The following is a 24,497-nucleotide window of genomic DNA, read 5'->3' as shown; positions in this document are numbered from 1 at the left end:
GCCGCTTGATCAGACCGCCCGGGCTCCGCTACCCATGGGCGGAAACGGGCGGCGTCTTTCCAGCCGCCGATTCCCTTCCGGCCGCGGCATCGCTCCCGGCCTCAGCGGAAAGCGTCCCATGGCCAATCTCGACAGCGTCCTCGCCTGCCTCGATCTCAATCTCGACCGCTCGGTCGGCCGGCTGAACGATCTCCTGAAGATCCCGTCGATCTCGACCGACCCCGCCTATGCGGCCGACTGCCGGCGGGCGGCCGAATACCTTGCGGGGGATCTTTCGGCGATCGGCTTTACGGCGTCGGTGCGCGACACGCCGGGCCATCCGATGGTCGTCGCCCACCGTGACGGGCCCGAGGGTGCGCCTCACGTCCTCTTCTACGGTCATTACGACGTGCAGCCCGTTGATCCTCTCGACGAGTGGCACACCGGCCCATTCGAGCCGGAGGTGAAGACCATGCCGGACGGCTCGAAGCGGATCGTCGCCAGGGGCTCGGCCGACGACAAGGGCCAGCTGATGACCTTCGTCGAGGCGTGTCGGGCCTATATCGCGGAGACCGGCGGGCTGCCCTGCAAGGTCACCATCTTCCTGGAGGGCGAGGAGGAGTCCGGCTCGGAATCTCTGATCCCCTTCCTCGACGCAAACCGCGGCGAGCTGTCGGCCGACATCGCGCTGGTCTGCGACACCAATATGTGGGACCGCGAGACGCCGGCGATCGCCACCAGCCTGCGCGGGCTCGTCGGCGAGGAAGTGGTGATCAAGGCCGCGAGCCGCGACCTCCATTCGGGCTATTACGGCGGCGCGGCGGCGAACCCGGTGCGGGTGCTTTCGAAGATCCTCGCCGAGATCCACGACGACAACGGCCGCGTCACCATTCCCGGCTTCTACGACGGCATTCCCGAACTCCCCGAGGAGGTGAGGCGGATCTGGGACGATCTCGGCTTCTCGGAGGCGGAATTCCTCGGCGAGGTCGGCCTCTCGGTTCCCTCCGGCGAACAGGACCGCTCGGTCCTCGAGCAGCTCTGGTCGCGCCCGACGGCAGAGTTCAACGGCATATCCGGCGGCTATACCGGCAAGGGCTTCAAGACGGTGATTGCTGCCGAAGCCTTCGCCAAGATCTCGTTCCGCCTCGTCGCCGGCCAGGACCCGGACAAGATCCGCGCCGCCTTCCGCGCCTTCGTGAACGAGCGTCTGCCGGCAGACTGCAAGGCGGAATTCCACCCGCATGGCGGCTCGCCGGCGATCCAGCTGGCCTTCGACTCGCCCTATCTCGCCGCCGCCCGAACCGCCCTCTCCGAGGAATGGCCGAAGCCGGCGGTGATGATCGGCATGGGCGGCTCGATTCCGGTGGTCGGCGAGTTCAAGGACCGGCTCGGCATGGAATCGCTGCTCGTCGGCTTCGGCCTCGGCGACGACGCCATCCACTCGCCGAACGAGAAGTACGAGATGACCTCCTTTCACAAGGGCCAGCGCTCCTGGGCGCGCATTCTCGCAGCCCTCGGCGAGCGGCGCTGAGCGTCAGCGCGGAGCAGGGCATGTGCCGGGCAAGGGCAGGGCCCGCCCTGTCAGCCCTGCGCAAGCTGCCGGATCTATTAACGTTGTCTTAACGAACTGCCTCTAGTTTGAATTTCGAAGGGGACACTGAAAAAGGCCACGAATTCGCGACGACTGACCGATTTTTGGTCACGATCATGCGATAGGCCGATTTGCGGTGTGGGGATGACCGAACCTCGAAAGAGGAGCGGGGGACTGCTGGAAGGGCGCGGCTATCGGGGGATCGCCGCGCCCTTCTTGCGTTCGCGCGTCAGGATGCCCCGCTTCGTCCCGCGATCGTGCCAGCCGCAACGCCGGGCGGCAACGCGGCTGCGCGGGCGCTCCGGCGCGCCCTGTGCCTCTCCTGCAACGCCTTGTTTCGAATGATCTTGCGGCGGCGCTTTTCGCTTGCTGTGTGAATTGCGTTCGGCCGGGGTTCGCGGCACTCATTCTCCCACAACATGCCCGTCGGGGCGCGCCGCGAGGCGACGCTTCGAGCGTTCGAAAAGAGGCATGTGTCCAGGCTGGAGTATCAGGACATGACCATTCGCACCGGCGGTTTCGCGCTCGCGCTTCTCTTCGGCACGACGCTTGGCGCCCATGCAGCGGACGTGGTCGGTCCCTACGAGACGGCGCCGGCGCCCGCGACCGAAGCAACGGTCGACTATGCCGGCGCCGATTTCGTCTTCGAACTCGGGATTCAGGGCATCGTGCAGCCGGAATATCTGGGGTCGGAAGACTACCAGATCGCGCCGTCGGCGATCTTCTCGGTCGAATATGTCAACCTGCCGGGGATCGGCTCCTTCGGCGGGCCGGACGGGCTCGGCTTCTCGATCGGTCCCTCCTTCAATTACCAGCCGAAGCGCGATTCCTCCGACTATGCGACGCTGAAGGGGCTCGACGACATCGACCCGTCCTACGAGGTCGGCCTCAAGGCGAGCTACGAGTGGGAATATGCCGATGTCTACGGCGATGTCCGCTACGCCTTCGGCGGCGGCGAGGGCTTTGTCGGTGAATTCGGCGCCCGCGCCATTGCCCGTCCGACCGAGAAGCTCACGCTGAAGTTCGGCCCGACGGTCTCGCTTGCCTCCAGCGAGTACATGGACACCTATTTCGGCGTCAGCGTCCGGGAATCGGTCAATACCGGCGGCCGGCTTGCGCCCTACAGCCCTTCGGGCGGCTTCAAGAGCGTCGGCCTCGAGGCCGAGGCGCGCTACGAGATCTTCACCGACTACTTCATCACCGCCGAAGGCACCTATGACCGGCTCGTCGGCGACGCCAAGGATTCGCCGATCGTCAAGGCCGGCGACGCCAACCAGTATTATTTCGGCCTCGGCCTGTCGAAGCGCTTCTCGCTCGACCTGTTCTGATCTTAGCTGCTGAACGCGCCCGCCGCCGCGTCGAGCGCGGCGGCCTCCAGAGGCGCCCGGCTGCGCCTCGCCGGGCGGGCCCTTTTCCGCAGGCACTTAAGGCACGATCGAATCGACGACGCCGCCGTCAACCCTGAGGGCGCCGCCGCTCGTCGCCGAGGCTTCCTTCGAGCAGACATAGACGATCATGTTGGCGACTTCCTGGGTTGTCGCGGGTCGCTGGATGATCGAACTCGGCCGCTCGGATTTGACGAACTCCACGCCGGCCTCCTCGACCGTGAGACCCTTCTCCGCGGCCATCTCCTTCAGCATCTCGCCGACGCCTTCCGACATGGTCGGCCCGGGCAGGACCGAATTGACGGTGACGCCCGAACCGCTCGCAAGCTTGGCGAGGCCGCGCGACAGCGACAGCAGGGCCGTCTTGGTGAAGCCGTAATGGATCATGTCGGCCGGGATGTTGAGCGCCGATTCCGATGAGATGAAGACCACCCGGCCCCAGCCGCGCTCCATCATGCCCTTCATGTAGGCCCGCGACAGCCGGACCCCCGACATCACGTTCAGCTGGAAGAACCGCTCCCAGGTCGCGTCGTCGATCTCGAAGAACGGCTTCGGGCCGAAGATGCCGACATTGTTGACGAGGATGTCGGTGTTCGGAAGCTCTCCGGCGAGCTTGTCGCAGCCCTCGGCGGTGGAGAGGTCGGCCGGGATCCCCGCGACATCGGCGCCGGGAACTGCCTCGAGCAGCGTCCTCACGGCGGCTTCGACCCGGTCCTCGTCGCGGCCGTTGAGGATGACCGCCGCGCCGGCTCCGGCAAGGCCGATGGCGGCCGCCAGTCCGATGCCGCCGGTCGAGCCGGTGACCACTGCCGTCTTGCCGTCGAGATCGATCTTCATCGCGATGCTCCTGTTCGTTGGGCGGGCCGCGGGGGTCGGCGGCCTTTTCGCCGGCGCTCTTCGCGCGTTCTCGCAGCCATCTAGGCTCGGGCCGTCCGTATCCAGTCGCCCCGTCCCTCTGGCGGCCGCCAGGGCCGCGGCAAGATCCTTAAGGGCCCGTTAAATCGCCGCATTTAGAACGTTAGCGTCAAACCGAAGATAGGCGCCGCTGCGGATCCGTTTCCGACCGGCGTTCAGAGGACGAGGGGTCGTCCGAATGCGTCCGCGCTGCGTCGCGGGCGACGAGGGGATGATGTTGGGGGTGGGGCCGCGTGAAGCGCGGAGCGCCTCGCCGACTGGCGAAGACGGAAGGCAGTTGATGGCGGCGAGAGGGTGCGAGCGCATCGAACCCAGCTTCGAGACCGCGCGGGACGACGGCGACGAACTTCGCGTCAGCGCCGACGATCGGGCCGTGCCGACGGCGGCCAACGACCAGCGCCGCAAGAAGCCGGCAAAGCGCAGTTCCACGAAGGCGGCTAAGCCGGCGGCGGCGAGCCGCGGCTCGGCAAGGCGCTCCGGCTCCGGCGGATCGGATGGCGGCTCGGGGCGGGGCGGTCGCCGCAGGAAGCGCAGCTTCCTCGGCCATCTCTTCCGGCTTGGTCTCGGCGTCGGCCTTTGGGGCGCCCTCGCGACGGCGGCGATCGTCGGCTATTTTGCGGTCAGGCTGCCGCAGGAGGCCTGGAAGATTCCGGACCGGCCGCCGAACGTGAAGATCGTCTCCGTCGGCGGAGACCTTCTCGCCAATCGCGGCGTCACCGGCGGCGCGGCCGTCTCGCTCGACGAGATGTCGCCCTATATCCCGCAGGCGGTCGTGGCGATCGAGGACAGGCGCTTCTACGAGCACTGGGGCGTCGACCCGATCGGCATCGTGCGCGCCTTCGTGAAGAACATGGCGGCAGGCGAGACCGTGGAGGGCGGGTCCACGCTCACCCAGCAGCTCGCCAAGAACATCTTCCTCAATCCCGAGCAGACCATGGAGCGCAAGATCCAGGAAGCGATCCTGGCGCTCTGGCTGGAGCACAAGTTCACCAAGGACCAGATCCTCGAAATGTACCTCAACCGGGTCTATTTCGGATCGGGGGCCACCGGCGTGGAAGCGGCCGCGCGGCGCTACTTCAACGAGTCGGCGAAGGACGTGACGCTGGCCCAGGCGGCGCTGCTCGCCGGGCTCCTCAAGGCGCCCTCGCGGCTGTCGCCCGCACGCGATCCCCAGGCCGCCAAGGCGAGAGCCGAGGTCGTGCTCGCGGCCATGCGCGAGGAGAACGTCATTTCCGAGGCCGACTACGAGGCGGCCAAGGCGCAGAAGGCGACCAAGGCCAAGAGCTACTGGACCGGTGCCGAGAACTATGCTGCCGATCTCGTCATGCGCGACCTCAAGAGCCTCGTCGGGGACGTCAAGCAGGACGTCGTGGTCGAGACGACCATCGACCTGTCGCTCGAAAAGGCCGCCGAGAAGGTGATCCGCGGCACGATCGACGGCGCCAAGCAGAATGTCAGTCAGGGAGCGCTCGTCGCCCTCGACGGAACCGGGGCGATCCGCGCCCTCGTCGGCGGGCGCGACTATGCCGAGAGCCAGTTCGACCGGGCGGTCGACGCGCGGCGCCAGCCGGGTTCGGCGTTCAAGCCCTTCGTCTACGCGACCGCCATGGAAAAGGGCTACCGGCCGGAATCGGTGATGGTCGACGGTCCGGTGAGGATCGGCAACTGGTCGCCTGAAAATTACGAGCGGGACTATCGTGGGCCGGTGACGCTGGCCTACGCGCTGCAGCATTCGCTGAACACGATCGCCGCCAAGCTCGCCGACGTCGTCGGGCCGCCGGCGGTCATCGATACGGCCAAGCGCCTCGGCATCAAGTCGACGATGGAGAACAACGCCTCGATCGCGCTCGGCACGTCGGAGGTTTCGCTGCTCGAAATCACCGGCGCCTACGCGACATTTTCCAATGGCGGCTACCAGGTCACGCCGCATCTCGTAAACCGGGTGACGACCACGACCGGCAAGGTCCTGTGGGAGCGCGGCGCCGAGGTTCCCCCGACGGTGCTGTCGCCGGAGATCGTCGGCATGATGAATGCCATGCTGTCCAAGGTCGTCAGCGGCGGCACCGGGCGCCGCGCCGCGCTGGATGGCTGGCAGGCCGCCGGCAAGACCGGCACCACGCAGGACTTCAAGGACGCCTGGTTCGTCGGCTACACGGCCGACATGACCACCGGCGTCTGGCTGGGCAACGACAATGGCGCCAAGATGAAGCGCGTCACCGGCGGTTCGCTGCCGGCCGAGGCGTGGAACAAGTTCATGACCGCCGCGCACACGGACACGACGCCGGTGCCGCTGCCGGGCGACTATCGGATCGGCGAGCCGCAGCAGCCGCTGACCGCGGATTCCAGCCTTCCCACCGAAGACGGCTACAGCGACGACGGCTTCTACGGATCCGCGGATCCGAACGACAATGGCTATTATCAGCGCGCCGGCGAACTGCCGCCGCGGCGCATTCCGCAACAGGGGGGCCGAGCCTTCGATCGCGCGCCACCGCCCGGCGTGACCGTCGAAGGCCGGGTCCAGGGGGGCCGCGAAAGCGATCAATCGCTGTTCCGCCGGATCTTCGGCGGCTGAGCGTGACGAAAAAAGCCCGCTTGTCCGGCGACAGGCGGGCTTTCGTATTGTCGGAGCAGGCGATCAGGCCCGCTCAGAAGTCTTGATCGGCCTCAGGTGAGGCCTTCCTTCTTCGCCTCGGACTTGGCCGCGTCGCTGGCGGCCCGGCCGACATCGCCGACCTTTTCCGCCAGCGTCTCGCCTTCGCCCGGCTTCGGCTTCAGCCCCTTGGCATCCGCCTCTTCGCTGCCCGCCTGATAGGCCCGCTCGGCCACGTGCTCGGCGCGATGCAGGGTATCGCGTCCCCGCTCGAAGGCCTCGTCGCGAAGACGGTCGCGGGTCTCGCCCATCCATTCGTCCTCGCGCCGGGTCGACGGAAGGGCTGCGCCGATGGCGGCACCGACGGCGACGGCAATCGCACCGAACACCAGCGGCTCCTCCTGAAGGGCGTCGATCAGGCCGCGGCCCGTTCGACGACCCATCCGGTAGACGTCTTCGCCCGCATGGCGCATGCCGTCCGCCGCATAGCGCCCGCCGCGCCAGGCGGCGTCGGAGGCGTCATGCGATGCCCGGCGCATCGAGTCGGCGGCAGCTCCCGCGGCACTCGAAGCCGCGTGGCCGGCCCGGCCGGCGGCATCGGACGCGGAGTGCGAGGCGCGGCTTGCAGCGTCAGCGGCCGAATGGCCGGCATTGCTGGCTGCGGACCCCACGGAGGATGCCGCGCTCGACGCCCCATGCCGGGCCGAGCTTGCCGCATCCGACGCTCGTGAACCAGCGCCCGAGAGGCTCGAGCCGGCACTCGACCCGGTGGGTGACGCGGAGCCCGCTTCGGTTCTGTAGACGCCAGCCGGGCCGTAGTCCCGTACCGGCTGCGCGCGTCCTTCGGCAAGGTGATGGTCATCGCCGTCACGGTGCGGAGGGAATGCTTCGCCGAAGCGGTCGTAGCGTCGGTCCTCCCATTCGTGCCGCAGCCGGTCACCTTCGGCCCTCACGCCGGAGCCGGCGAACAGCCAGGCGATGCCGGCGCCGACGAGCCCGAGGGCGAGCGGATTGTCGCGCACCTGTCGGCCGAAATTGTGGACCATGTCGGCGCCCTGACCTTTGCGGACGTAGGACGACAACTCATCGACGATCTGGCCGACGGACAGCTTGCCGCGCAGTTCATCCAGCGTCGCATCGAGATGCGAACGCTGCTGGTCTGCCTCCTGCGCGAGGCGGTCTGTTTCGGTACTCATCGGGTCTGCTCCTTCGCGAGACGGGTGTCCTCGCGCAGTTCGTGCGCGCTACGCTTGGGCATGAGGTTGCCGGGTTTCAGATCGCTCCGCCCCTTGGCGAGCAGCGCGACGCCGATGAGTGCGATTACGACGCCGACGATCAGCGCGGCCCAGCCGGCGCCCATGTCGCCGATATGGGCGACGGCGCTGACGAGGGCGCCGGTCAGCGTGATCAGCGCCACCAGAAGGCAGATTGCGCCCGCGGCGATGGACCCGCCGCCCATCTCCACCTGGCGAACCTTGTCGGAGATCTCGGCTCGCACCAGCCGTGACTCGGTAGAGACGAGTTCGCGGATTTCCCTCAGGAGATCGATGAGGAGGTCCGGTACGGAGCGGCTTTCGTGGGGCTCAGCGGCCATGGTTTCCTCCGCTCGTGGTGGGAGTGGTGGTTGAAGGCCGTACGGGCGTTGTGCCGCCAGCGGCCGGGGTCGACGTTCGCACCCCCGCCGGTCCGGAGACGCCGGCCGAGGAGACGGACGCGGCGTCGCTCACCGGGCGCGACATTCCGGGCGTGCTGCCCGGGCGGGCTGGCTCGGTCGAGGAAACCGGGCTGCGGACGGGCACGCCGCTGCGTGCCGGCTGCTGCGGCCGCTCGTCCTGCCGGGGCCCGCGATAGGGCCCGGCCGGACCGTCATGTTCGCCGGACGCGCGGGCGAAGCGCCCGAGCGCGACGCCGGCAAGGGCTGCGCCGAGGAGGAAGGTGGTCGGCCGGCTGCGTGCGAACCCTGCCACGGAGCGCACCATTTCGTCGACGCTGCGGCCGTGGATCGAGCGTGAAGCGTCGCCGAGGCCGGTGGCCATCTCGCGCACGAGATGAGCGGCCATCGACTGGTCGCGTTCGCCGAGTTCGTCGGCTGCCTTACCGACTGCGGCGGCGAAATCGTCGAGGCTGCCCGCGACGCTCTCCTTGCCCTGGTCGGCGCCCTGACGAGCTCGCTCCCGGGCCGCCCCGGCGAGACCTTCGGCCTCTTCGCGGGCGGAATTCATAGCGGAGCGAGCCTCGGTTCCGGCCGCGTGGGCCTCGCGGCTGGCGCGCTCGCTGGCATTCGAAAGGTCATCGCGCGCCTCTTGCGGCGTCGACGACCGGTTGGGGTCGGATGTCATGTCGCGCTTCTCCTAGTTGAGTCCCAATAAGGACAGAATCGCGAGGATCACGACAATCAGTCCTATAAGATAGATGATGCTGTTCATTGCGTCGGTGACTCCCTCGAGTCGTCGGCTTGACTTGAAACGCCGCGGATTGATTTCACCGCGGTCCGTGATGTTCTGGAAGTGAGCCTTGCGGCATCCGGTTCCGTCTCGGTGGCTGGCAAACGGTTTCGGAACGCGGGCGCGGACGGGGAGAGCGGGCCCGGCAATCGGCAAGCGGCTGTCTTGCAGGTCTAAAAGGCACTTCATATATAGCCGCAAGCACCGGGAAGCCGGCCATTTCGGACGGAATCGGCCCGGCGTGAATCCAACGTAGTCGGGGGCTGCCCATCCCGGAATGCCTCGTCGAGGGTCCAGGGCGGCTCGCTTGAGAAGGAGAATGCAAGATGGCGAAGGTGATCGGTATCGACCTTGGCACCACGAATTCCTGCGTCGCCGTCATGGACGGCAAGAATGCGAAGGTGATCGAAAATGCGGAGGGCGCCCGCACCACGCCTTCCATGGTCGCCTTCACCGAAGACGGCGAGCGTCTCGTCGGCCAGCCGGCCAAGCGCCAGGCGGTCACCAATCCCGAGAACACGCTCTTTGCGGTCAAGCGCCTGATCGGCCGCCGCTACGATGATCCGACCGTCGCCAAGGACAAGGATCTCGTTCCCTACAAGATTACCCGCGCCGACAATGGCGACGCCTGGGTCGAGGCGCATAGCGAAAAGTACTCGCCCTCGCAGATCTCGGCCATGGTCCTTCAGAAGATGAAGGAGACCGCCGAATCCTATCTTGGCGAGAAGGTCGAGAAGGCGGTCATCACGGTTCCGGCCTACTTCAACGACGCGCAGCGCCAGGCGACCAAGGATGCCGGCAAGATCGCGGGCCTCGAAGTCCTGCGCATCATCAACGAGCCGACTGCCGCGGCGCTCGCCTACGGGCTTGAGAAGAACGATGGCAAGACGATCGCGGTCTACGACCTCGGCGGCGGCACGTTCGACGTGTCGGTCCTGGAGATCGGCGACGGCGTCTTCGAGGTGAAGTCGACCAATGGCGACACCTTCCTCGGCGGCGAAGACTTCGACATGCGGCTCGTCGACTACTTCGCGGCGGAGTTCAAGAAGGACCAGGGCATCGACCTGAAGAAGGACAAGCTGGCTCTGCAGCGTCTGAAGGAAGCTGCCGAGAAGGCGAAGATCGAACTCTCCTCGGCCTCGCAGACCGAGATCAACCTGCCCTTCATCACCGCCGACCAGTCGGGTCCGAAGCACCTGACGATGAAGCTGACGCGCTCCAAATTCGAGAGCCTGGTCGACGACCTCGTCCAGCGCACGGTCGACCCGTGCAAGGCGGCGCTGAAGGATGCGGGCCTCTCGGCCTCCGACATCGACGAAGTGGTTCTCGTCGGCGGCATGACGCGCATGCCGAAGGTGCAGGAGACGGTGAAGAACCTCTTCGGCAAGGAGCCGCACAAGGGCGTGAACCCGGACGAAGTCGTCGCCATGGGCGCCGCCATTCAGGCCGGCGTGCTGCAGGGCGACGTCAAGGACGTCCTGCTGCTCGACGTGACCCCGCTGTCGCTCGGCATCGAGACTCTGGGCGGCGTGTTCACCCGGCTGATCGACCGCAACACGACCATCCCGACCAAGAAGAGCCAGGTGTTCTCGACCGCCGAGGACAACCAGAACGCCGTGACCATCCAGGTCTTCCAGGGTGAACGCGAGATGGCGGCGGATAACAAGATGCTCGGTCGCTTCAATCTCGAGGGCCTGCCGCCGGCACCGCGCGGCGTGCCGCAGATCGAGGTGACCTTCGACATCGACGCCAACGGCATCGTCAACGTGTCGGCCAAGGACAAGGGCACCAACAAGGAGCAGCGGATCACGATCCAGGCCTCCGGTGGTCTTAGCGACGCCGACATCGAGAAGATGGTCAAGGACGCCGAGGCGAACGCCGACAGCGACAAGAAGCGCCGGGCAGGCGTCGAGGCGAAGAACCAGGCCGAGAGCCTTGTCCATTCGGCCGAGAAGTCGCTCGCCGACTATGGCGACAAGGTCTCCGAAGCTGACCGCGGCGCCATCCGCGCGGCGATCGACGATCTGAAGGCCGAGCTCGAGAAGGACGAGGCCGACGCCGAGGTGATCAAGGCCAAGAGCGAGAAACTCGCCGAGGCCTCGATGAAGCTCGGCCAGGCGATGTACGAAGCCGCTCAGGCCAGCGAAGGCGAGGAGGGCCAGAGCGCATCCTCCGAGGCCAAGGACGATGTGGTCGACGCCGACTACGAGGAAGTTGACGACGAGCAGGATCGCAAGAAGTCGGCCTGATCTTTCGACGGAGCAAAGCCGCTCCGTCTTCTTCAGGGCCCCGGCGGGAAACCGCCGGGGCTTTTTTGCATCGCCGGAGGCGATGTCTCTTCGGCACGATGCCTCTTGGGCAAGTGTGTCAGACGCACAGCGGCCGGTTGTGGCTTAAGTTTTCGGAAGGCAAGTTCAGGGTAGGAATCTCGCGCATCTGTTTTGCACTGCGATAGCAGCCGGAGCCGCGACCTTGATGAGCCTTCGTTCCCTCTCCTCCAAGCTTCTTCTCCTTGCCGGCGGAACCGTCGGCATCATCGTGCTCGGCGCGGTCGGCTATTCCGCCTGGCAGACCAAGAACGAGGCCGAGAGCCGCGTCTACGAGCAGGCGAAGGACGAGGCGCGCGATGTCGCCGGCCAGATCGGCGCCCAGATCGGCCAGGCCGCGGCCGCCGGCAAGACCATGTCGGGCATCATCGCCGCCGGTCACGAGGCGGGCGAGCGCAGCCGGCAGGCGGTGATTGCCATGCTGAAGTCGGTCGCCCTGCGCAACGACACGGTATTCGGCGCCTGGATGGCCGAGGCGAAGGGCGCCTATGACGGCTTCTCGATGAGGGGTGCGCCGGGCGCGAACGAGGACGGCATCTTCACCCCCTACTGGACGAAGACGCAGTCCGGCGACGTCACCTTCTCCACCTTCAACGCGGACTACGACGCGCCTTGGTACAAGATGGCGGCGAGCACCGGCCAAGGCGCGGTCACCGAGCCCTACATGGCCTCAGAGGTGAAGGTCCTGATGGCGTCGGCGGCCTTCCCCGTCGTCGCCGGCAGCAAGACGATCGGCGTCGCTGGCGTCGACTTCAGCCTCGGCCGGTTGTCGGCGATGCTGGGCGGCCTCTCCCCCTTCGACGGCGGCCGGGTCATGCTGGTCTCGGGAAGCGGCAACTGGCTGGTAAATCCCGATGTCGGGCTCCTGACGAAGCCCTATGACGGGGAGGGGGCGGAGGCCGTCACGAAGGCGCTTGAGGGCGGCGAGGCCGGGATCATCCCCGGTGTCGCCGACGGCGCGTACGAGCGGATCGTCTATCCCTTCGTCCTGCCTGAACTGAATGCCACCTGGGCGGTGCTGGTCGACGTTCCCCGGGCAACCTTCACCGCGCCGGTCGAGGCCGCTGTTTTGAAGCTCCTCGTCGGCGGCGGTATTGTCCTCGCTGGTGTCCTGATCGTGCTCATGGCGTCGGTGCGCGGCGTCGTCACGCGTCCGCTCGGCCGGCTCCTCGCTTCGGTCGAGACGCTGAAGCGGGGCGACTACGATGCCGAGGTCGAAGGGCGTGAACAGACCGACGAGATCGGCACGCTCGCCCAGGCGCTCGAGGGCTTCCGTCACCAGCTGAAGAGCGGCGTCGCGGCCGAGCTTGCCGCCGATGTCGAGCGGCAGAAGGCCAACCGGGCGCGTGAAGAAGGCGAAGCCGAGCGGCAGGCAGCCGCCGCCGAACAGGCGCGGATCGTGGCCGCCGTGGGCGCCGGGCTCGCGCGCCTTGCTCATGGCGATCTGGCGCATTCGCTGGACGGCCGCTTCGAGGGCCCGTACCGCCGGCTCAAGGAGGATTACGACGCCGCCGTTACGCAGCTGCGGACGACGATTGCGGCCGTCGCCGGCTCCGTGACCAGCATCGAGAGCGGGACGCAGGAGATCAGCCAGGCGACCGACAACATGACGCGCCGCATCGAGAGCCAGGCCGCCAGCGTGGAGGAGGCCGCGGCCGCGCTCGACGATATCACCTCGCGCGTCAGCCAGAGCGCCGGCCTCGCCGAGGCCGCGGCGACGGTGGTCGGCGCGGCGCGCGGAGACGCCGAGACGACCGACGAGGTGGTCCACCAGGCGATCGAGGCAATGCAGGGGATCGCGACCTCTTCGCGGCAGATCGAGACCATCATCGGCGTTATCGACGAGATCGCCTTCCAGACCAACCTCCTGGCGCTCAATGCGGGCGTCGAGGCAGCCCGTGCAGGCGAGGCCGGCAAGGGCTTTGCGGTTGTCGCGCAGGAGGTGCGCGAACTCGCCCAGCGCTCCGCAAGCGCCGCCCGCGAGATCAAGTCGCTGATCGCCTCCGCCTCCGGCCAAGTGGATCTCGGTGTCGAGCACGTCGGCAAGGCCGGCGAGGCGCTGCAGCGGATCGCGGGGCAGGTTCTGGAGATCGACGGCAAGGTGCGGGCGATCGCCGAGGGCGCGCGCGATCAGGCGAGCGGCCTCAAGGAGATCAACGGCGCGGTCGGCCAGATGGATCAGGTCACGCAGCAGAACGCCGCGATGATCGAGGAGGCGAATGCGGCGACGCAGGCGTTGCGCGGCGAGGCGGCCGAGCTGGAACGTCTGGTTGCGCGCTTCGAGGTCGGCGTGGACGGCGCGCGCCGCCCGGGCCCCCGCCTCGTTCGAGCCGCCTGAAGGCGGTCCGGGGCGCCGGGCCGTTAAGCCTAAGGACACTCCGGACTTGTAGAGTCCGGCTTGATCGGGGACCTATGGAAGCTGGCCCCGGATGAAGGGGCCGTCTTTCCAGGCGGGCGGCAGGACGAGGGAGCGGCCCCATGCACTATCGCGTCTTCGACTGCTGGCGGTTACTCGCGGCCCTGTTGATCATGGCCTACCACTTCGTCTTCTGGGCACCTTACGGCGCCGCGACGGGGGCTGAGATGCTGCACCGGCTCCTGCCGCTGCTCGACATGTTCTTCATGATCTCCGGCTATCTGATCACCACCCGCTACGCCGGCACCGTCACCGGCCTGTCGAGCTACGGCACCTTCCTCAGGCGCCGGATCGCGCGGCTCTATCCGCTGCACGTCCTGATCACCCTGTTCTTCGCCGCCCTGGCGGTGGCCGCGATGGTGTACGGAGCGCGCCATTACGACTGGCGCCACGACCTGGAGGCGCTGCCGGCGCATCTCCTCGTGCTGCACGCGCTCGGCACCACGAACGGCCTGGCGCTGAACTACGTCTCCTGGTCGATCAGCGCCGAATTCTTTTCCTACGCGCTGTTCCCGGTGATCGTCCTGGCGCTGCGCTGGCGGGGGATGAGCGGTCTTCTCCTGGTGCTCGCCGGCTGGATCGCCGGTCTCGAAATCGCCTCGTGGGAAGGGCTGTTTCCGTCCGGCCACTGGACGACGGCCGACTCGATGGGCGCCTATCGCGCCTTTGCCGACTTCATGATCGGCGGGGTTCTGGCCGAATTCGTGCGGCGCCGCCCGATTGCGCTGACCTCCCACTGGCCGGGAGTGCTGTTCCTTGCGGCGGCCGTCTGGTCGATGTTCGATGAACTGCCCTATCCGGTCACCTTCGCGCTTCTGGCCGCCTCTCTGGCCGCGACCGCCCTGGCGGAGACGGCCACGCCGAGATCGACCGCCTTCCTCTCGCCGATCATGCCGCTGGCTCGGGTCTCCTTCGGCATCTATCTCTGGCATCCGGTGATGGAGTTCTTCTTCCTGACGCTGCTGTGGGACCGGTTCGTCGAGCCGCACCAGCTCGTCGACTTCTACATATACTGGACCCTGCCGATGGCGGCCTCCATCGCCGTCGCCCTCTTATCCGCGCGTCATCTGGAGCCGCGTCTTGCCACGCTGATCGCGGGTCCGCGTCCGCGGCAAAGCGCCAAGGCGGATGTCCTGGCATCCGCCTGACCGGAAGGCTGCCGAACTTTGCTTCGGCGCGACGCTATGGTATCGGGCCTCAAACGTTCCTAGATAAAGGTCTCGAAATTTCGAGGTGTGGGATCCACCGCCGGTTCCGCACCCTTCGGAGCATGGTGTGGCAACGTCATGCTCTCGCTGATTGCCTGTCACAAAACCCATGGAAGCGTGAATGAAGGCCGATTACTACGAAATGCTCGGCGTGTCCCGCGAAGTCGATGAGAAGGGACTGAAAAGTGCGTTTCGCAAGCTCGCCATGCAGTATCATCCCGATCGCAATCCGGGCGACACTCAGGCTGAGGTGAAGTTCAAGGAGCTCGGCGAAGCCTACGAGGTCCTGAAGGATCCGCAGAAGCGGGCAGCCTACGACCGGTTCGGCCACGCGGCCTTCCAGAACGGCGGCGGAGGGGCTGCAGGTGGCTTTCGCGGCGACTTCGCCTCCTCCATGGCCGACATCTTCGACGACATCTTCGGCGAGATGATGGGCGGGCGCGCCAGGGGCCGGCAGGCCGGCGGTTCCGGCCGCGAGCGCGGTTCCGATCTTCGCTACAACATGGAGATATCGCTGGAGGAGGCCTTCGCCGGCAAGACCGCGGAGATCGGCGTTCCCACCACGATCCAGTGCGACGAATGCGCGGGCAGCGGCGCCGAGCCGGGCACCAGCCCGCAGGCCTGCCCGACCTGCGGCGGCGTCGGCCGAGTGCGCGCGGCGCAAGGCTTCTTCTCGATCGAGCGGACCTGCCCGGCCTGCCAGGGCCGCGGCCAGGTGATCACCGATCCCTGCGGCAAGTGCGGCGGCGACGGGAGGCTGCCGGAAGAGCGCACGCTTTCGGTGAACATCCCGGCGGGGATCGAGGACGGCACCCGAATTCGCCTTGCCGGCGAGGGCGAAGCGGGGCTGCGCGGCGGACCTGCGGGTGACCTCTACATCTTCCTGTCGATCAAGCCGCACGAATTCTTCCAGCGGGACGGCGCGGATCTGTTCTGCAAGGCCCCGGTCTCGATGGTGACGGCCGCGCTCGGCGGTCATTTCGACGTCACGACGCTCGACGGCAATACCAGCCGCGTGAAGGTGCCGGAGGGCACGCAGACCGGCAAGCAGTTCCGGCTGCGTGGCAAGGGCATGCCGGTGCTGCGCTCCGGCCAGGCCGGCGACCTCTTCATCCAGGTGGCGGTCGAGACGCCGCAGAACCTGTCGCGCCGCCAGCGCGAACTCCTGGAGGAGTTCGAACAGATCTCCTCTTCGGAGAACTCGCCCCAGTCGAACGGCTTCTTCGCTCGCATGAAGGAGTTCTTCGAAGGCTTGAGCGAAAGCTGACGCGCACTAAGTCCGTTCGGCCTTGCTGCCCGTCGTGAAAGGTTTACGTCGGGCAGGCATCAAGGCGATACGACGCGAATCGCCTTTCCGAGGACGGAGGAAACCTGGTGCTGGACATTCCGCAGCCGCGGCCGAGACGAAGCCCGCGCCCCCGCCTCAAGGTCAGCGACGAGGCGCGCTTCTTTAAAGGCTGGCTGCAGCGTCCGCTGATCATGGGCGCCGTATCGCCCTCTTCGCGCAGCCTCGGCCGGGCAATGGCCGCCTATGTGCCCGATCCCTCCGCTTTCGACGAGACGTCGAGGGTGCTCGAGCTCGGACCCGGCACCGGCGTCGTCACCCAGTGTCTCGTGGATCGCGGCGTGCCGGAATCCGCTCTCGTGCTCGTCGAGTACAGCCGCGAATTCTGCGTCCTGCTCAAGGCGCGGTTCCCTAAGGCGCACGTCATTCAGGGCGATGCCTACGACGCCGCAGTCACGCTCGGCCCCTGGCTCGATGGGTGCCGCCTGGAGGCCGTCGTCTCCAGCCTACCGCTGTTCACCAAGCCCGACGGCAAGCGCGAGCAGGTCGTCGGCGGCTCGCTGAAGGAGATGCGGCCTGGCGCCCCGTTCATCCAGTTTTCCTATGCGCTGACGCTGCCGGTGAAGCCGGAGCGGATCGAGGCGCAGCTGCAGACGAGCCCGTGGGTGAAGCGCAATCTTCCGCCTGCGCGCGTCCTCGTCTACCGGGCGGCGTAAGGCGAGCGGTCACCGGTCGGGCCCACAGGCAAGAGAGTTTTCCGATGGCGAGCAAGACTGACGCGGATTTCGGCAGGCGCGAGAGCGACTGGTTGCCCTTTCTGGCGACCTGGGTGCGCCATCCGATCAAGATGGGGGCCGTGGCGCCGTCGAGCCGCTCCTATTGCGGCATGATGGTGAAGCACGCCACGACCGAGCTCGACGGCCCGATCCTCGAACTCGGCCCGGGCCTGGGTGTCGTCACCCGCACGCTCCTGGAACAGGGCGTCGCGCCCGAGCGCATCACCTCGATCGAGTACGATGCCGACTTCGCCCGCAAGCTGAAGCGCCGTTTCCCGAAGGTCGACGTCATCCAGGGCGACGGCTTCAATCTCGACAAGACGCTGGGCAGCCGGGCCGGCGAGAAGTTCGCCGCGATCCTCTTTGCGATCCCCATCGTCAGCTTCCCTCAGGAAAAACGCCAGAAGCTCTTCGTCGACTACTTCAAGAGGCTGAGGCCGGGCGGGAACCTCACCCAGCTCTCCTACATGCTGACCCCGCCGGTCCGCTCCGTGCCAGGCGTCTTCACCGTGTCCTCCTCGCCGCGCGTCTGGAACAACGTGCCGCCGGCCCGGGTCTGGATCTATTCGCAGGACGGAGTCGGAAAAAGCGACGCTGCCTCCGCGACCGAGGCCGATGTCAGCGAGGCGCATCCTTCTTGAGCGCCAACATCCTCGTCCTGCCGGGCTCGCTCCGGGTCGGCTCGCACAATCGCAAGCTCGCCGCCGAGGCGACGCGCATCCTGTCGCTGACGGACGCGGTGGTGGCCCGGCTCGACCTGTCCGACTACCCGCTGCCGATCTACGACGGGGACCTGGAAACCGAGAGCGGTGTTCCGCAGAACGCGCAGCTTCTGGCCCAGCGCATCGCGGCGCAGGACGGCCTCCTGATCGTGAGCCCCGAATACAATCACTCGATCCCGCCGCTCCTGAAGAACGCCATCGACTGGACGAGCCGCGTTCGCAAGGTCCAGGGGCGCCCGGTCCAGCCGTTCAAGGGGCTCGTCGTCGGCCTCGCCTCGGCCTCATCCGGACGGTTCGGCGGCATGCGGGCGCTGGAGGCGGTGCGCATCGTCATGCGGGCGCTCGGTGCCGACGTCATCACCCAGCAATGCAGCGTGCCGAATGCGGCAACAGGCTTCGACGAAGACGGCCGTCTCGCCGACGACGTCGCGCGGACCAATCTGGAAACGCTCGTCGACAAGCTCCTGGACACGACGCGCAGTCTCAGCCGACACGCCTGACCCTTGCGCTGGCTGGCCGGTCCGCTCTTGCGGGCTGGAACCGCGCACCGCGCGCGACATTTGACCGTTAGACGAGAGGGACGGGGGACCGCACGCGGTTCCCCCGGCGAGGGAGCCCCGAAATGACCATCGATCCGGACAGAATGGACGCAGCAACCCAGCGCGACGTGACGCGAAAGGTCCAGCGGCACCTCCACGATCACTGGAAGTCCTACGCCTTCCAGGGCGGGCTGATGATCGTCGTCGGTTTCCTGGCCATCCTCGCACCCTTCGTCGCGACTCTCGCCTCGACGCTGTTCTTCGGCTGGCTCCTGATCTTCGGCGGCATCGTCGGCCTGATCTCGGCATTCCGGGCGAGGGGCGCACCGGGCTTTCTCTCGAGCATTCTCCTTGCCGTGCTGGCGATCATCCTTGGCGGAGTGATCATCTACGATCCGCTGGCCGGCGCGGTGACGCTGACCTGGCTGCTCGCCGCCTTCTTCCTTCTCTCGGGCATTTTCAACCTGTCGATCGCCCGGGCGCTTCGCACCTCCACCGGCCGCTTCTGGCTGGTCGTCCTCTCCGGCATCATCGACATCGTTCTCGCCGTCTTCCTGATCTTCGGACTGCCCGGCACGGCGGTGTGGGCGGTCGGCGTCTTCCTCGGCATTTCCTTCATGACCTCGGGCTTCGGCCTTCTGTTCTCGGCGCTCGACGCACGCAACAACCCGCCGGCATCGCGGATTTGAGCCATGGGCGGCCGGGATGCAGAGGCGATCGTCCGCACGCTGCTCGAGCGGACGGACAAGACCTTCGCCGGGGAAATGGGTCTCGACCTTGAGCGGAACACGCCGATGCCGCTGTTCCTGTGGCTGGTTGCGGCAAACCTCTTCTCGGCACGCATCTCGGCGGATCAGGCGCTGCGTGCCGCCAAAGCGCTGAAGGATGCCGGGCTGACGACCGCCGACCACATGGCCGAGGCCACCTGGAAGGAGCGCGTGATCATCCTCAACCGCAACGGCTATGCCCGTTTCGACGAGAAGACCTCGCGCTTTCTTCAGGACATGGCCGACCATTGCCTTTCCGACTATGGCGGCGACCTCAGGAAATTGCGCGAGGCCGCCGGCCGCGACCCCGCCGAGGAACGGCGCCTCCTGAAGGCGTTCAAGGGAATCGGCGACACCGGGGCCGACATCTTCTTCCGGGAGGTGCAGATCGCCTGGGAGGAGCTTTACCCCTTCGCCGACGCCCGCGCGCTGGAGGCGGCCGGCAAGCTCGGCCTCGGCCGGGAGGCCGAGAGGCTGGCGAGCCTCGTCGACCGCAAGGATTATCCTAGGTTTCTCACCGCCCTCCTGCGGGCCGACCTCGACGGCGTGCTGGACGAGATCGCGTCCGGCTGAGCCAAGGCCCGGATGCCGCCATATGGACGGCGCCGCCCTCTGCCGGCCGGTCGGGCCGCGCGCCCGCTACGTCCGCTTTGCGTCGCGATGCGCCCGGCACGCCGCGCCGAAGGCCTCGAAGATCGCGGCCGAGGGCGCGTCGGTTTCCGCCCAATATTCCGGATGCCATTGGACCCCGAGGGCGAAAGCCTTCGCGCCTTCGACCGAAACCGCCTCGACGGTTCCGTCCGGCGCGCTCGCCTCGACTGCGAGGCCGTCGGCAAGCCGGTCGATCGCCTGGCGGTGCAGCGAATTCACCCGGATCGTCTCGGCGCCGACGATGCCGGCCAGTTTGCCGGCCGGCGCGATCGCGACGTCGTGGCGGACCGCGAAGCGCTCGCGCTGTTCCCGGTTCGGCAGGGCGCGGTGATCCATCCGGCCGTCGAGTTCCTGGATCTCGGTCGCGAGCGTCCCGCCGAGCGCGACGTTCAGCTCCTGATGGCCGCGGCACACGCACAGGAGCGGCACGCCCTTCTCGATCGCACCACGGATCAGGGCCTCGGTCAGCCGGTCGCGGTCGGGGTCGAAGGGCTCGTGGGCAACGCTCGGCGCGACCCCATAGCGGTCGGGGTGGACGTTCGAGGCCGAGCCGGTCATCAGCAGGCCGTCGACCCGGTCGAGCAGGGCGTCGACGGAGAACTCCTCCTCCATCGCCGGGACGATCACCGGGACCGCTCCCGCGACGCGCGCCAGCGCCTTCAGATAGGTATCGGGCGTTGCGTGCCAGCGGTAGTTCTCGAATTCGCGGACATCCGCAGGGACGGCGACAAGGATGGGGGAGGCAGACATCGAGGATCCGATCGGCGCGAAAGAAAGAAGGCCGGCGTCGAGATAAGGGTCGCAGGCCGGCTTGTCGATGCCGCCGGGCCCGAAGCGCCGGGATCGCCCGCTCAGTGGTCCGGGGCGTAGCGCTCCACGAGATCGGTCCACATGCTGTCCGTCGTGAGCTGGAGGATCGACACGTTCACCGGCTCGCGCAATGGCGACAGCCGCGGCAGCGCAAAGGTGACGCTGACAGGGTTGGCCCCGGAGGGCGAGACGGTCAGCTTGGTGCGCTCGGACTTGTTGGTCTGCCGCAGCAGCGGAACCGGTCCGACGGCCGCTTCGATGCGATCGTCGGCAACGGCTCGCAATGCCGCGCCCATGTCGTCGAACGTCTGGAACGGGAAGCCTTCCGACCGCAGGAAGGCGGCGGTCGTCGAGCCTTCGACGGCGCCGAGGCTTTTGCCCGTCAGATCACCCGGCAGCTGGAGCCGCCCGAGCGTCTGCAGGTTGGTCGCGGCGACGATCGAGGCCGTCAGGCTCGATGTCAGCGCCATGGCCACCAGCATCCAGAGCATTGCGACGCCGCGTCCGAGCATGGTCTTTGGCGCCTTGTCGCCATAGCCGATCGTGGTCATGGTGACGCCCGACCACCAGAAGCCGTTGCCGATCCCGTGCAGGCAGCCGCGAAGGCGGCCGACCCCGTCGTCGGCCGCCCCGAACTCCTCGGCGTTTTTCTTACGTTCGATCGCCCACATGATCGCGCCGACGACCAAGAGGAGCGCCGTGATCAGGAGGACGATGCGAAGGAACTGCCAGGACACGAAGGTCTTGGCGATGGCGACCGGGTCGACGCTGTGGATGCCGGCGGCCCCGAGCGTCGCGGTGAAGAACGGCATCGTGTAGTCGACCGTCCGCGCTCCCTGGGGCGTCGCGGTGACCGGCAGGGCGATGTCCACCTTCCCGTCGGCGACTGCGTCGTGCCCGTCGCCCGGCAGTCTGACGAAATCATAGGAATACGCGTTCGTCTCGGCGATCATTCGCCAGAGGTCGATGCCGATCCCGGTCCAGCCGCCGCTGTCGGACTGCATCGCGAAGGGCGGGCGCTCGACGATGCCGACGCGCAGCTGCCGCTCGGCGTCCCTCCCGTCGTTCGCGCCGGTCTGCGCTTGCGCAATGCTGGTCGACAGGAGCCCGGCGATCGCGAGCGCGGCGAAGATGATGGTTCGGATCGACATCTACGGCCAACGCATCGCTGTTCCTCGTGTTCCCGGCTTAGGCGCGGCTATCGCGCTGGGCCAGCACGAGGGCGCGCGGCGGCCCTGTCGCCGCAAAAGCGACCGGACCATCTCGAACGTCCAGCTGCGCTCCATCGGTTCCGCCGCTGCCCATCTCCGGCGCGGGATCTGCCGTCATGGCGCCTTCCCCAATGGGAAGCGGTCGGATATTCAGGAAGATGGGGTGTGATCAAAGAAAAAGCCGCATCCCGGACACCAAAATTAGTAATGGGAGGATACGGATTTGGATCGTCGTTCGTTCATCAAGCAGGCCGGCGGCCTCGGGGCCGGGGTCGCCGCCACCACACTCGCCGCACCGGCCATCGCACAGGAAAATCCGAAGATCACCTGGCGCTGTACTTCGTCGTTCCCGAAATCGCTCGACACGATCTACGGTGCGGCGGAAACCATGGCGAACTACGTCAAGGGCGCGAGCGACGGCAAGTTCGACATCCAGGTCTTCGCCGCCGGCGAGATCGTCCCGGGCCTGCAGGCGGCGGACGCGGCGGCCGGCGGCACGGTCCAGATGTGCCACACCGCCTCCTATTATTACTGGGGCAAGGACCCGGTCTACGCCCTCGGCACAGCGATCCCCTTCGGCCTCAATGCCCGCCAGACCAATGCCTGGTACTATTACGGCGACGGCATCGACCAGATGAACAAGTTCTTCGCCACGCAGGGCCTCTTCAGCCTGCCCTGCGGCAATACCGGCGTCCAGATGGGCGGCTGGTACCGCAAGGAGATCAAGTCGCTCGACGAGCTCAAGGGCTTGAAGATGCGCATCGGCGGCATGGGCGGCAAGATCATCGAGAAGCTCGGCGTCGTCCCGCAGCAGATCGCCGGCGGCGACATCTATCCGTCTCTGGAAAAGGGCGTGATCGACGCGGCCGAATGGGTCGGGCCCTATGACGACGAGAAGCTCGGCTTCGTCAAGGTCGCGCCGTACTACTACTATCCCGGCTGGTGGGAGGGGGGCCCGGCGCTCAACACCATGATCAATCTCGACGAGTGGAACGGCCTGCCGAAGAACTACCAGGTGATCCTGCGCGCCGCCTGCCAGGCGGCCAACTGCGACATGATGGCCTCCTACGACTACAAGAATCCCGCGGCGATCAAGAAGCTGGTCGGGCAGGGCGCCCAGCTGCGCTCGTTCAGCCAGGAGATGATGCAGGCGGCCTATGACGCGGCCAAGGAGACCTATGCGGAGATCTCGGCCCAGAACCCGACCTTCAAGGAGATCTACGAGAACCAGCTGGCCTTCAAGAAGGACGCCTATCTCTGGGCGCAGCTGTCGGAATACACGTTCGACACCTTCATGATGATCCAGCAGCGCAACGGCACGATGTGATCCGTCTGCCGGCGGCGGTCACCGCTGTCCGGTCGTTCCGGCGAGCCCGCGAATGGTCTCTCGCGGGCTCGATTTCGTTTCCCGTCCCGGCGCCTCTTGCCTGCGGGGACATGCGCCGAAGTCCCGCACCCGCTTGCCTTTTCGTCCCTCATGCTTAAGGTCGCGCGCGAATTGCCGGGGGAGCCGGCGAGGACCGCGCGCCGCCGCTGCAGGCGGCGCCGTGCATTCAGGGAGGCATTCATGGACAGACGGAAATTCCTCGGTGGCGCCGCCACCGGCGCGGCCGGCTTCGGCATCGCGTCGACCCTCGCGGCCCCGGCCATCGCGCAGAGCAATCCCAAGATCCAGTGGCGGGTGACCTCGTCCTTCCCGAAATCGCTGGACACGCTCTACGGCACGGCCGAGAAGATCGCCAAATACGTGCATGACGTGTCGGACGGCCAGTTCGACATCCAGGTCTTCGCGGCCGGCGAGATCGTGCCGGGCGGCCAGGTGCTCGACGCAGTGCAGAACGACACGGTCGAACTCGGCCACACCGCTTCCTACTACTATGTCGGCAAGAATCCGGCCTATGCCTTCGGCACCGCCGTGCCCTTCGGCCTCAACGCCCGCCAGATGAACGCCTGGTTCTACGAGGGCGGCGGCAACGATCTCCTGAACACTTTCTACGCCAAGAACGGCATCTATGCGATGCCGGCAGGCAATACCGGCGCCCAGATGGGCGGCTGGTACCGCAAGGAGATCAACACGCTCGACGATCTCAAGGGCCTGAAGCTGAGGATCGCCGGTCTCGCCGGTCGCGTCGTCGAGAAGCTCGGCGTCGTGCCGCAGCAGATCGCGGCGGGCGACATCTACGCCTCGCTTGAGCGCGGCACGCTGGATGCGGTCGAGTTTGTCGGGCCCTATGACGACGAGAAGCTCGGCTTCGTGAAGGTCGCACCGTTCTACTACTATCCGGCCTGGTGGGAGGGCGGAGCGTCGCTCCACCTGATGGTCAATCTCGACAAGTGGAACTCGCTGCCGAAAAACTATCAGGCGCTGCTCCAGGCGGCGAGCCAGGCGGCCAACTGCGCGATGCTTGCCGACTACGACTACAAGAATCCCGCAGCGCTGAAGCGTCTCGTGGCCCAGGGCGCCAAGCTGCGCCCGTTCAGCCAGGACATCATGGAGGCGAGCTTCAAGGCCGCTCAGGAGGTCCACAAGGAGATCGCGGCCGAGAACGCTGACTACAAGACGCTGCTCGACAGCCAGAACGCGTTCAAGAACGACGCCTATCTCTGGGCGCAGCTCTCCGAATACACCTTCGACACCTTCATGATGATCCAGCAGCGCAACGGCACGCTGTTGAAGGGCTGAGGCCCCGCCAAGGCCGGCATCCCGGCCGTGGCTCTCGCCGCGGCCGATTGCCGGAACGAAAGCGCAGCCTACCATCCGCGTGAGGGACCCGGCAAAAGACCGCCGGACCGACGACGACAGACGATCCGGCCGCCCGGCCGGACCCTTCGCCAATCGGTCGCCGACGATCAACCGTCCGCGACGCCCAGGGAGATCTGA

At 67.0% G+C, this 24,497-nt stretch carries 20 protein-coding genes; 14 read left to right on the top strand and 6 right to left on the bottom strand.

Annotation, left to right across the window (positions count from 1 at the left end):
* Nucleotides 1–118 precede the first annotated feature (118 nt).
* On the top strand, nucleotides 119–1,510 hold the full coding sequence (locus LH400_RS21835) for a M20/M25/M40 family metallo-hydrolase (protein WP_229155568.1): 1,392 nt from the start codon (nucleotides 119–121) through the stop codon (nucleotides 1,508–1,510).
* Nucleotides 1,511–2,043: 533 nt separating this feature from the next.
* Nucleotides 2,044–2,898 (top strand): MipA/OmpV family protein, encoded by an 855-nt coding sequence (locus tag LH400_RS21830; protein ID WP_229155566.1) that lies wholly within the window; start codon nucleotides 2,044–2,046, stop codon nucleotides 2,896–2,898.
* 96 nt (nucleotides 2,899–2,994) lie between these two features.
* Here LH400_RS21830 and LH400_RS21825 read toward each other — a convergent pair whose 3' ends face one another.
* Nucleotides 2,995–3,792, bottom strand: a complete 798-nt coding sequence (locus tag LH400_RS21825) for an SDR family NAD(P)-dependent oxidoreductase (protein WP_229155564.1) — start codon at nucleotides 3,790–3,792, stop codon at nucleotides 2,995–2,997.
* A 358-nt stretch (nucleotides 3,793–4,150) separates the two neighbouring features.
* On the opposite strand from LH400_RS21825, the gene LH400_RS21820 reads away from it, so the two are divergent.
* A complete protein-coding gene (locus LH400_RS21820; protein ID WP_229155562.1) occupies nucleotides 4,151–6,442 on the top strand; it encodes a transglycosylase domain-containing protein in 2,292 nt (763 codons plus the stop codon).
* 92 nt (nucleotides 6,443–6,534) lie between these two features.
* Here LH400_RS21820 and LH400_RS21815 read toward each other — a convergent pair whose 3' ends face one another.
* Genes LH400_RS21815 through LH400_RS21805 form a run of 3 tightly spaced genes read right to left on the bottom strand, consistent with a single transcriptional unit; the run spans nucleotide 6,535 to nucleotide 8,799 of the window.
* Nucleotides 6,535–7,656: a DUF3618 domain-containing protein gene (locus tag LH400_RS21815; RefSeq protein ID WP_229155561.1), complete on the bottom strand. Its 1,122-nt coding sequence runs from the start codon at nucleotides 7,654–7,656 to the stop codon at nucleotides 6,535–6,537.
* Nucleotides 7,653–8,054 carry a phage holin family protein gene (locus LH400_RS21810; RefSeq protein ID WP_229155560.1) on the bottom strand — a complete coding sequence of 134 codons (402 nt, stop codon included), beginning with the start codon at nucleotides 8,052–8,054 and terminating at the stop codon, nucleotides 7,653–7,655. The genes LH400_RS21815 and LH400_RS21810 overlap by 4 nt, the downstream gene beginning before the upstream one ends.
* A complete protein-coding gene (locus LH400_RS21805; protein WP_229155558.1) occupies nucleotides 8,044–8,799 on the bottom strand; it encodes a F0F1 ATP synthase subunit B family protein in 756 nt (251 codons plus the stop codon). Before LH400_RS21805 ends, LH400_RS21810 begins: the two co-directional genes overlap by 11 nt.
* A gap of 431 nt (nucleotides 8,800–9,230) precedes the next feature.
* On the opposite strand from LH400_RS21805, the gene dnaK reads away from it, so the two are divergent.
* The 9 genes from dnaK (at nucleotide 9,231) to LH400_RS21760 (ending at nucleotide 19,517) form a co-directional block, all read left to right on the top strand.
* Nucleotides 9,231–11,153, top strand: a complete 1,923-nt coding sequence (gene dnaK, locus LH400_RS21800) for a molecular chaperone DnaK (RefSeq protein WP_229155556.1) — start codon at nucleotides 9,231–9,233, stop codon at nucleotides 11,151–11,153.
* Between the two features lie 226 nt (nucleotides 11,154–11,379).
* Nucleotides 11,380–13,569 carry a methyl-accepting chemotaxis protein gene (locus tag LH400_RS21795; RefSeq protein ID WP_229155554.1) on the top strand — a complete coding sequence of 730 codons (2,190 nt, stop codon included), beginning with the start codon at nucleotides 11,380–11,382 and terminating at the stop codon, nucleotides 13,567–13,569.
* A 140-nt stretch (nucleotides 13,570–13,709) separates the two neighbouring features.
* Nucleotides 13,710–14,795 (top strand): acyltransferase family protein, encoded by a 1,086-nt coding sequence (locus LH400_RS21790; protein WP_229155552.1) that lies wholly within the window; start codon nucleotides 13,710–13,712, stop codon nucleotides 14,793–14,795.
* A gap of 181 nt (nucleotides 14,796–14,976) precedes the next feature.
* Nucleotides 14,977–16,122: a molecular chaperone DnaJ gene (gene dnaJ / locus LH400_RS21785; protein ID WP_229155550.1), complete on the top strand. Its 1,146-nt coding sequence runs from the start codon at nucleotides 14,977–14,979 to the stop codon at nucleotides 16,120–16,122.
* A gap of 107 nt (nucleotides 16,123–16,229) precedes the next feature.
* On the top strand, nucleotides 16,230–16,856 hold the full coding sequence (locus LH400_RS21780; RefSeq protein ID WP_229155549.1) for a class I SAM-dependent methyltransferase: 627 nt from the start codon (nucleotides 16,230–16,232) through the stop codon (nucleotides 16,854–16,856).
* Between the two features lie 44 nt (nucleotides 16,857–16,900).
* Nucleotides 16,901–17,557 (top strand): class I SAM-dependent methyltransferase, encoded by a 657-nt coding sequence (locus LH400_RS21775; RefSeq protein WP_229155547.1) that lies wholly within the window; start codon nucleotides 16,901–16,903, stop codon nucleotides 17,555–17,557.
* Nucleotides 17,554–18,138, top strand: a complete 585-nt coding sequence (locus tag LH400_RS21770; RefSeq protein ID WP_229155545.1) for an NADPH-dependent FMN reductase — start codon at nucleotides 17,554–17,556, stop codon at nucleotides 18,136–18,138. The genes LH400_RS21775 and LH400_RS21770 overlap by 4 nt, the downstream gene beginning before the upstream one ends.
* A 122-nt stretch (nucleotides 18,139–18,260) precedes the next feature.
* Nucleotides 18,261–18,866: an HdeD family acid-resistance protein gene (locus LH400_RS21765; protein WP_229155543.1), complete on the top strand. Its 606-nt coding sequence runs from the start codon at nucleotides 18,261–18,263 to the stop codon at nucleotides 18,864–18,866.
* Nucleotides 18,867–18,869: 3 nt separating this feature from the next.
* Nucleotides 18,870–19,517, top strand: a complete 648-nt coding sequence (locus LH400_RS21760) for a hypothetical protein (protein ID WP_229155541.1) — start codon at nucleotides 18,870–18,872, stop codon at nucleotides 19,515–19,517.
* Nucleotides 19,518–19,583: 66 nt separating this feature from the next.
* Here the strand turns inward: LH400_RS21760 and LH400_RS21755 are convergent, their stop codons facing one another.
* Nucleotides 19,584–20,345, bottom strand: a complete 762-nt coding sequence (locus tag LH400_RS21755) for a gamma-glutamyl-gamma-aminobutyrate hydrolase family protein (RefSeq protein ID WP_229155539.1) — start codon at nucleotides 20,343–20,345, stop codon at nucleotides 19,584–19,586.
* Between the two features lie 101 nt (nucleotides 20,346–20,446).
* Nucleotides 20,447–21,556: an ion channel gene (locus tag LH400_RS21750; protein WP_229155538.1), complete on the bottom strand. Its 1,110-nt coding sequence runs from the start codon at nucleotides 21,554–21,556 to the stop codon at nucleotides 20,447–20,449.
* Between the two features lie 283 nt (nucleotides 21,557–21,839).
* On the opposite strand from LH400_RS21750, the gene LH400_RS21745 reads away from it, so the two are divergent.
* Together LH400_RS21745 and LH400_RS21740 are read left to right on the top strand one after the other, a co-directional pair.
* On the top strand, nucleotides 21,840–22,943 hold the full coding sequence (locus LH400_RS21745) for a TRAP transporter substrate-binding protein (RefSeq protein ID WP_229155537.1): 1,104 nt from the start codon (nucleotides 21,840–21,842) through the stop codon (nucleotides 22,941–22,943).
* A 240-nt stretch (nucleotides 22,944–23,183) separates the two neighbouring features.
* Nucleotides 23,184–24,299, top strand: a complete 1,116-nt coding sequence (locus LH400_RS21740; protein WP_229155534.1) for a TRAP transporter substrate-binding protein — start codon at nucleotides 23,184–23,186, stop codon at nucleotides 24,297–24,299.
* The last annotated feature ends 198 nt before the right edge of the window (nucleotides 24,300–24,497 follow it).

This window comes from Jiella soli (genome assembly GCF_020615385.1).
Taxonomy (GTDB): Bacteria; Pseudomonadota; Alphaproteobacteria; order Rhizobiales; family Rhizobiaceae; genus VKMB-3413.
Note: the sequence above shows the minus strand (reverse complement) of the source record. Positions and strands in the feature narration are given on the sequence as shown.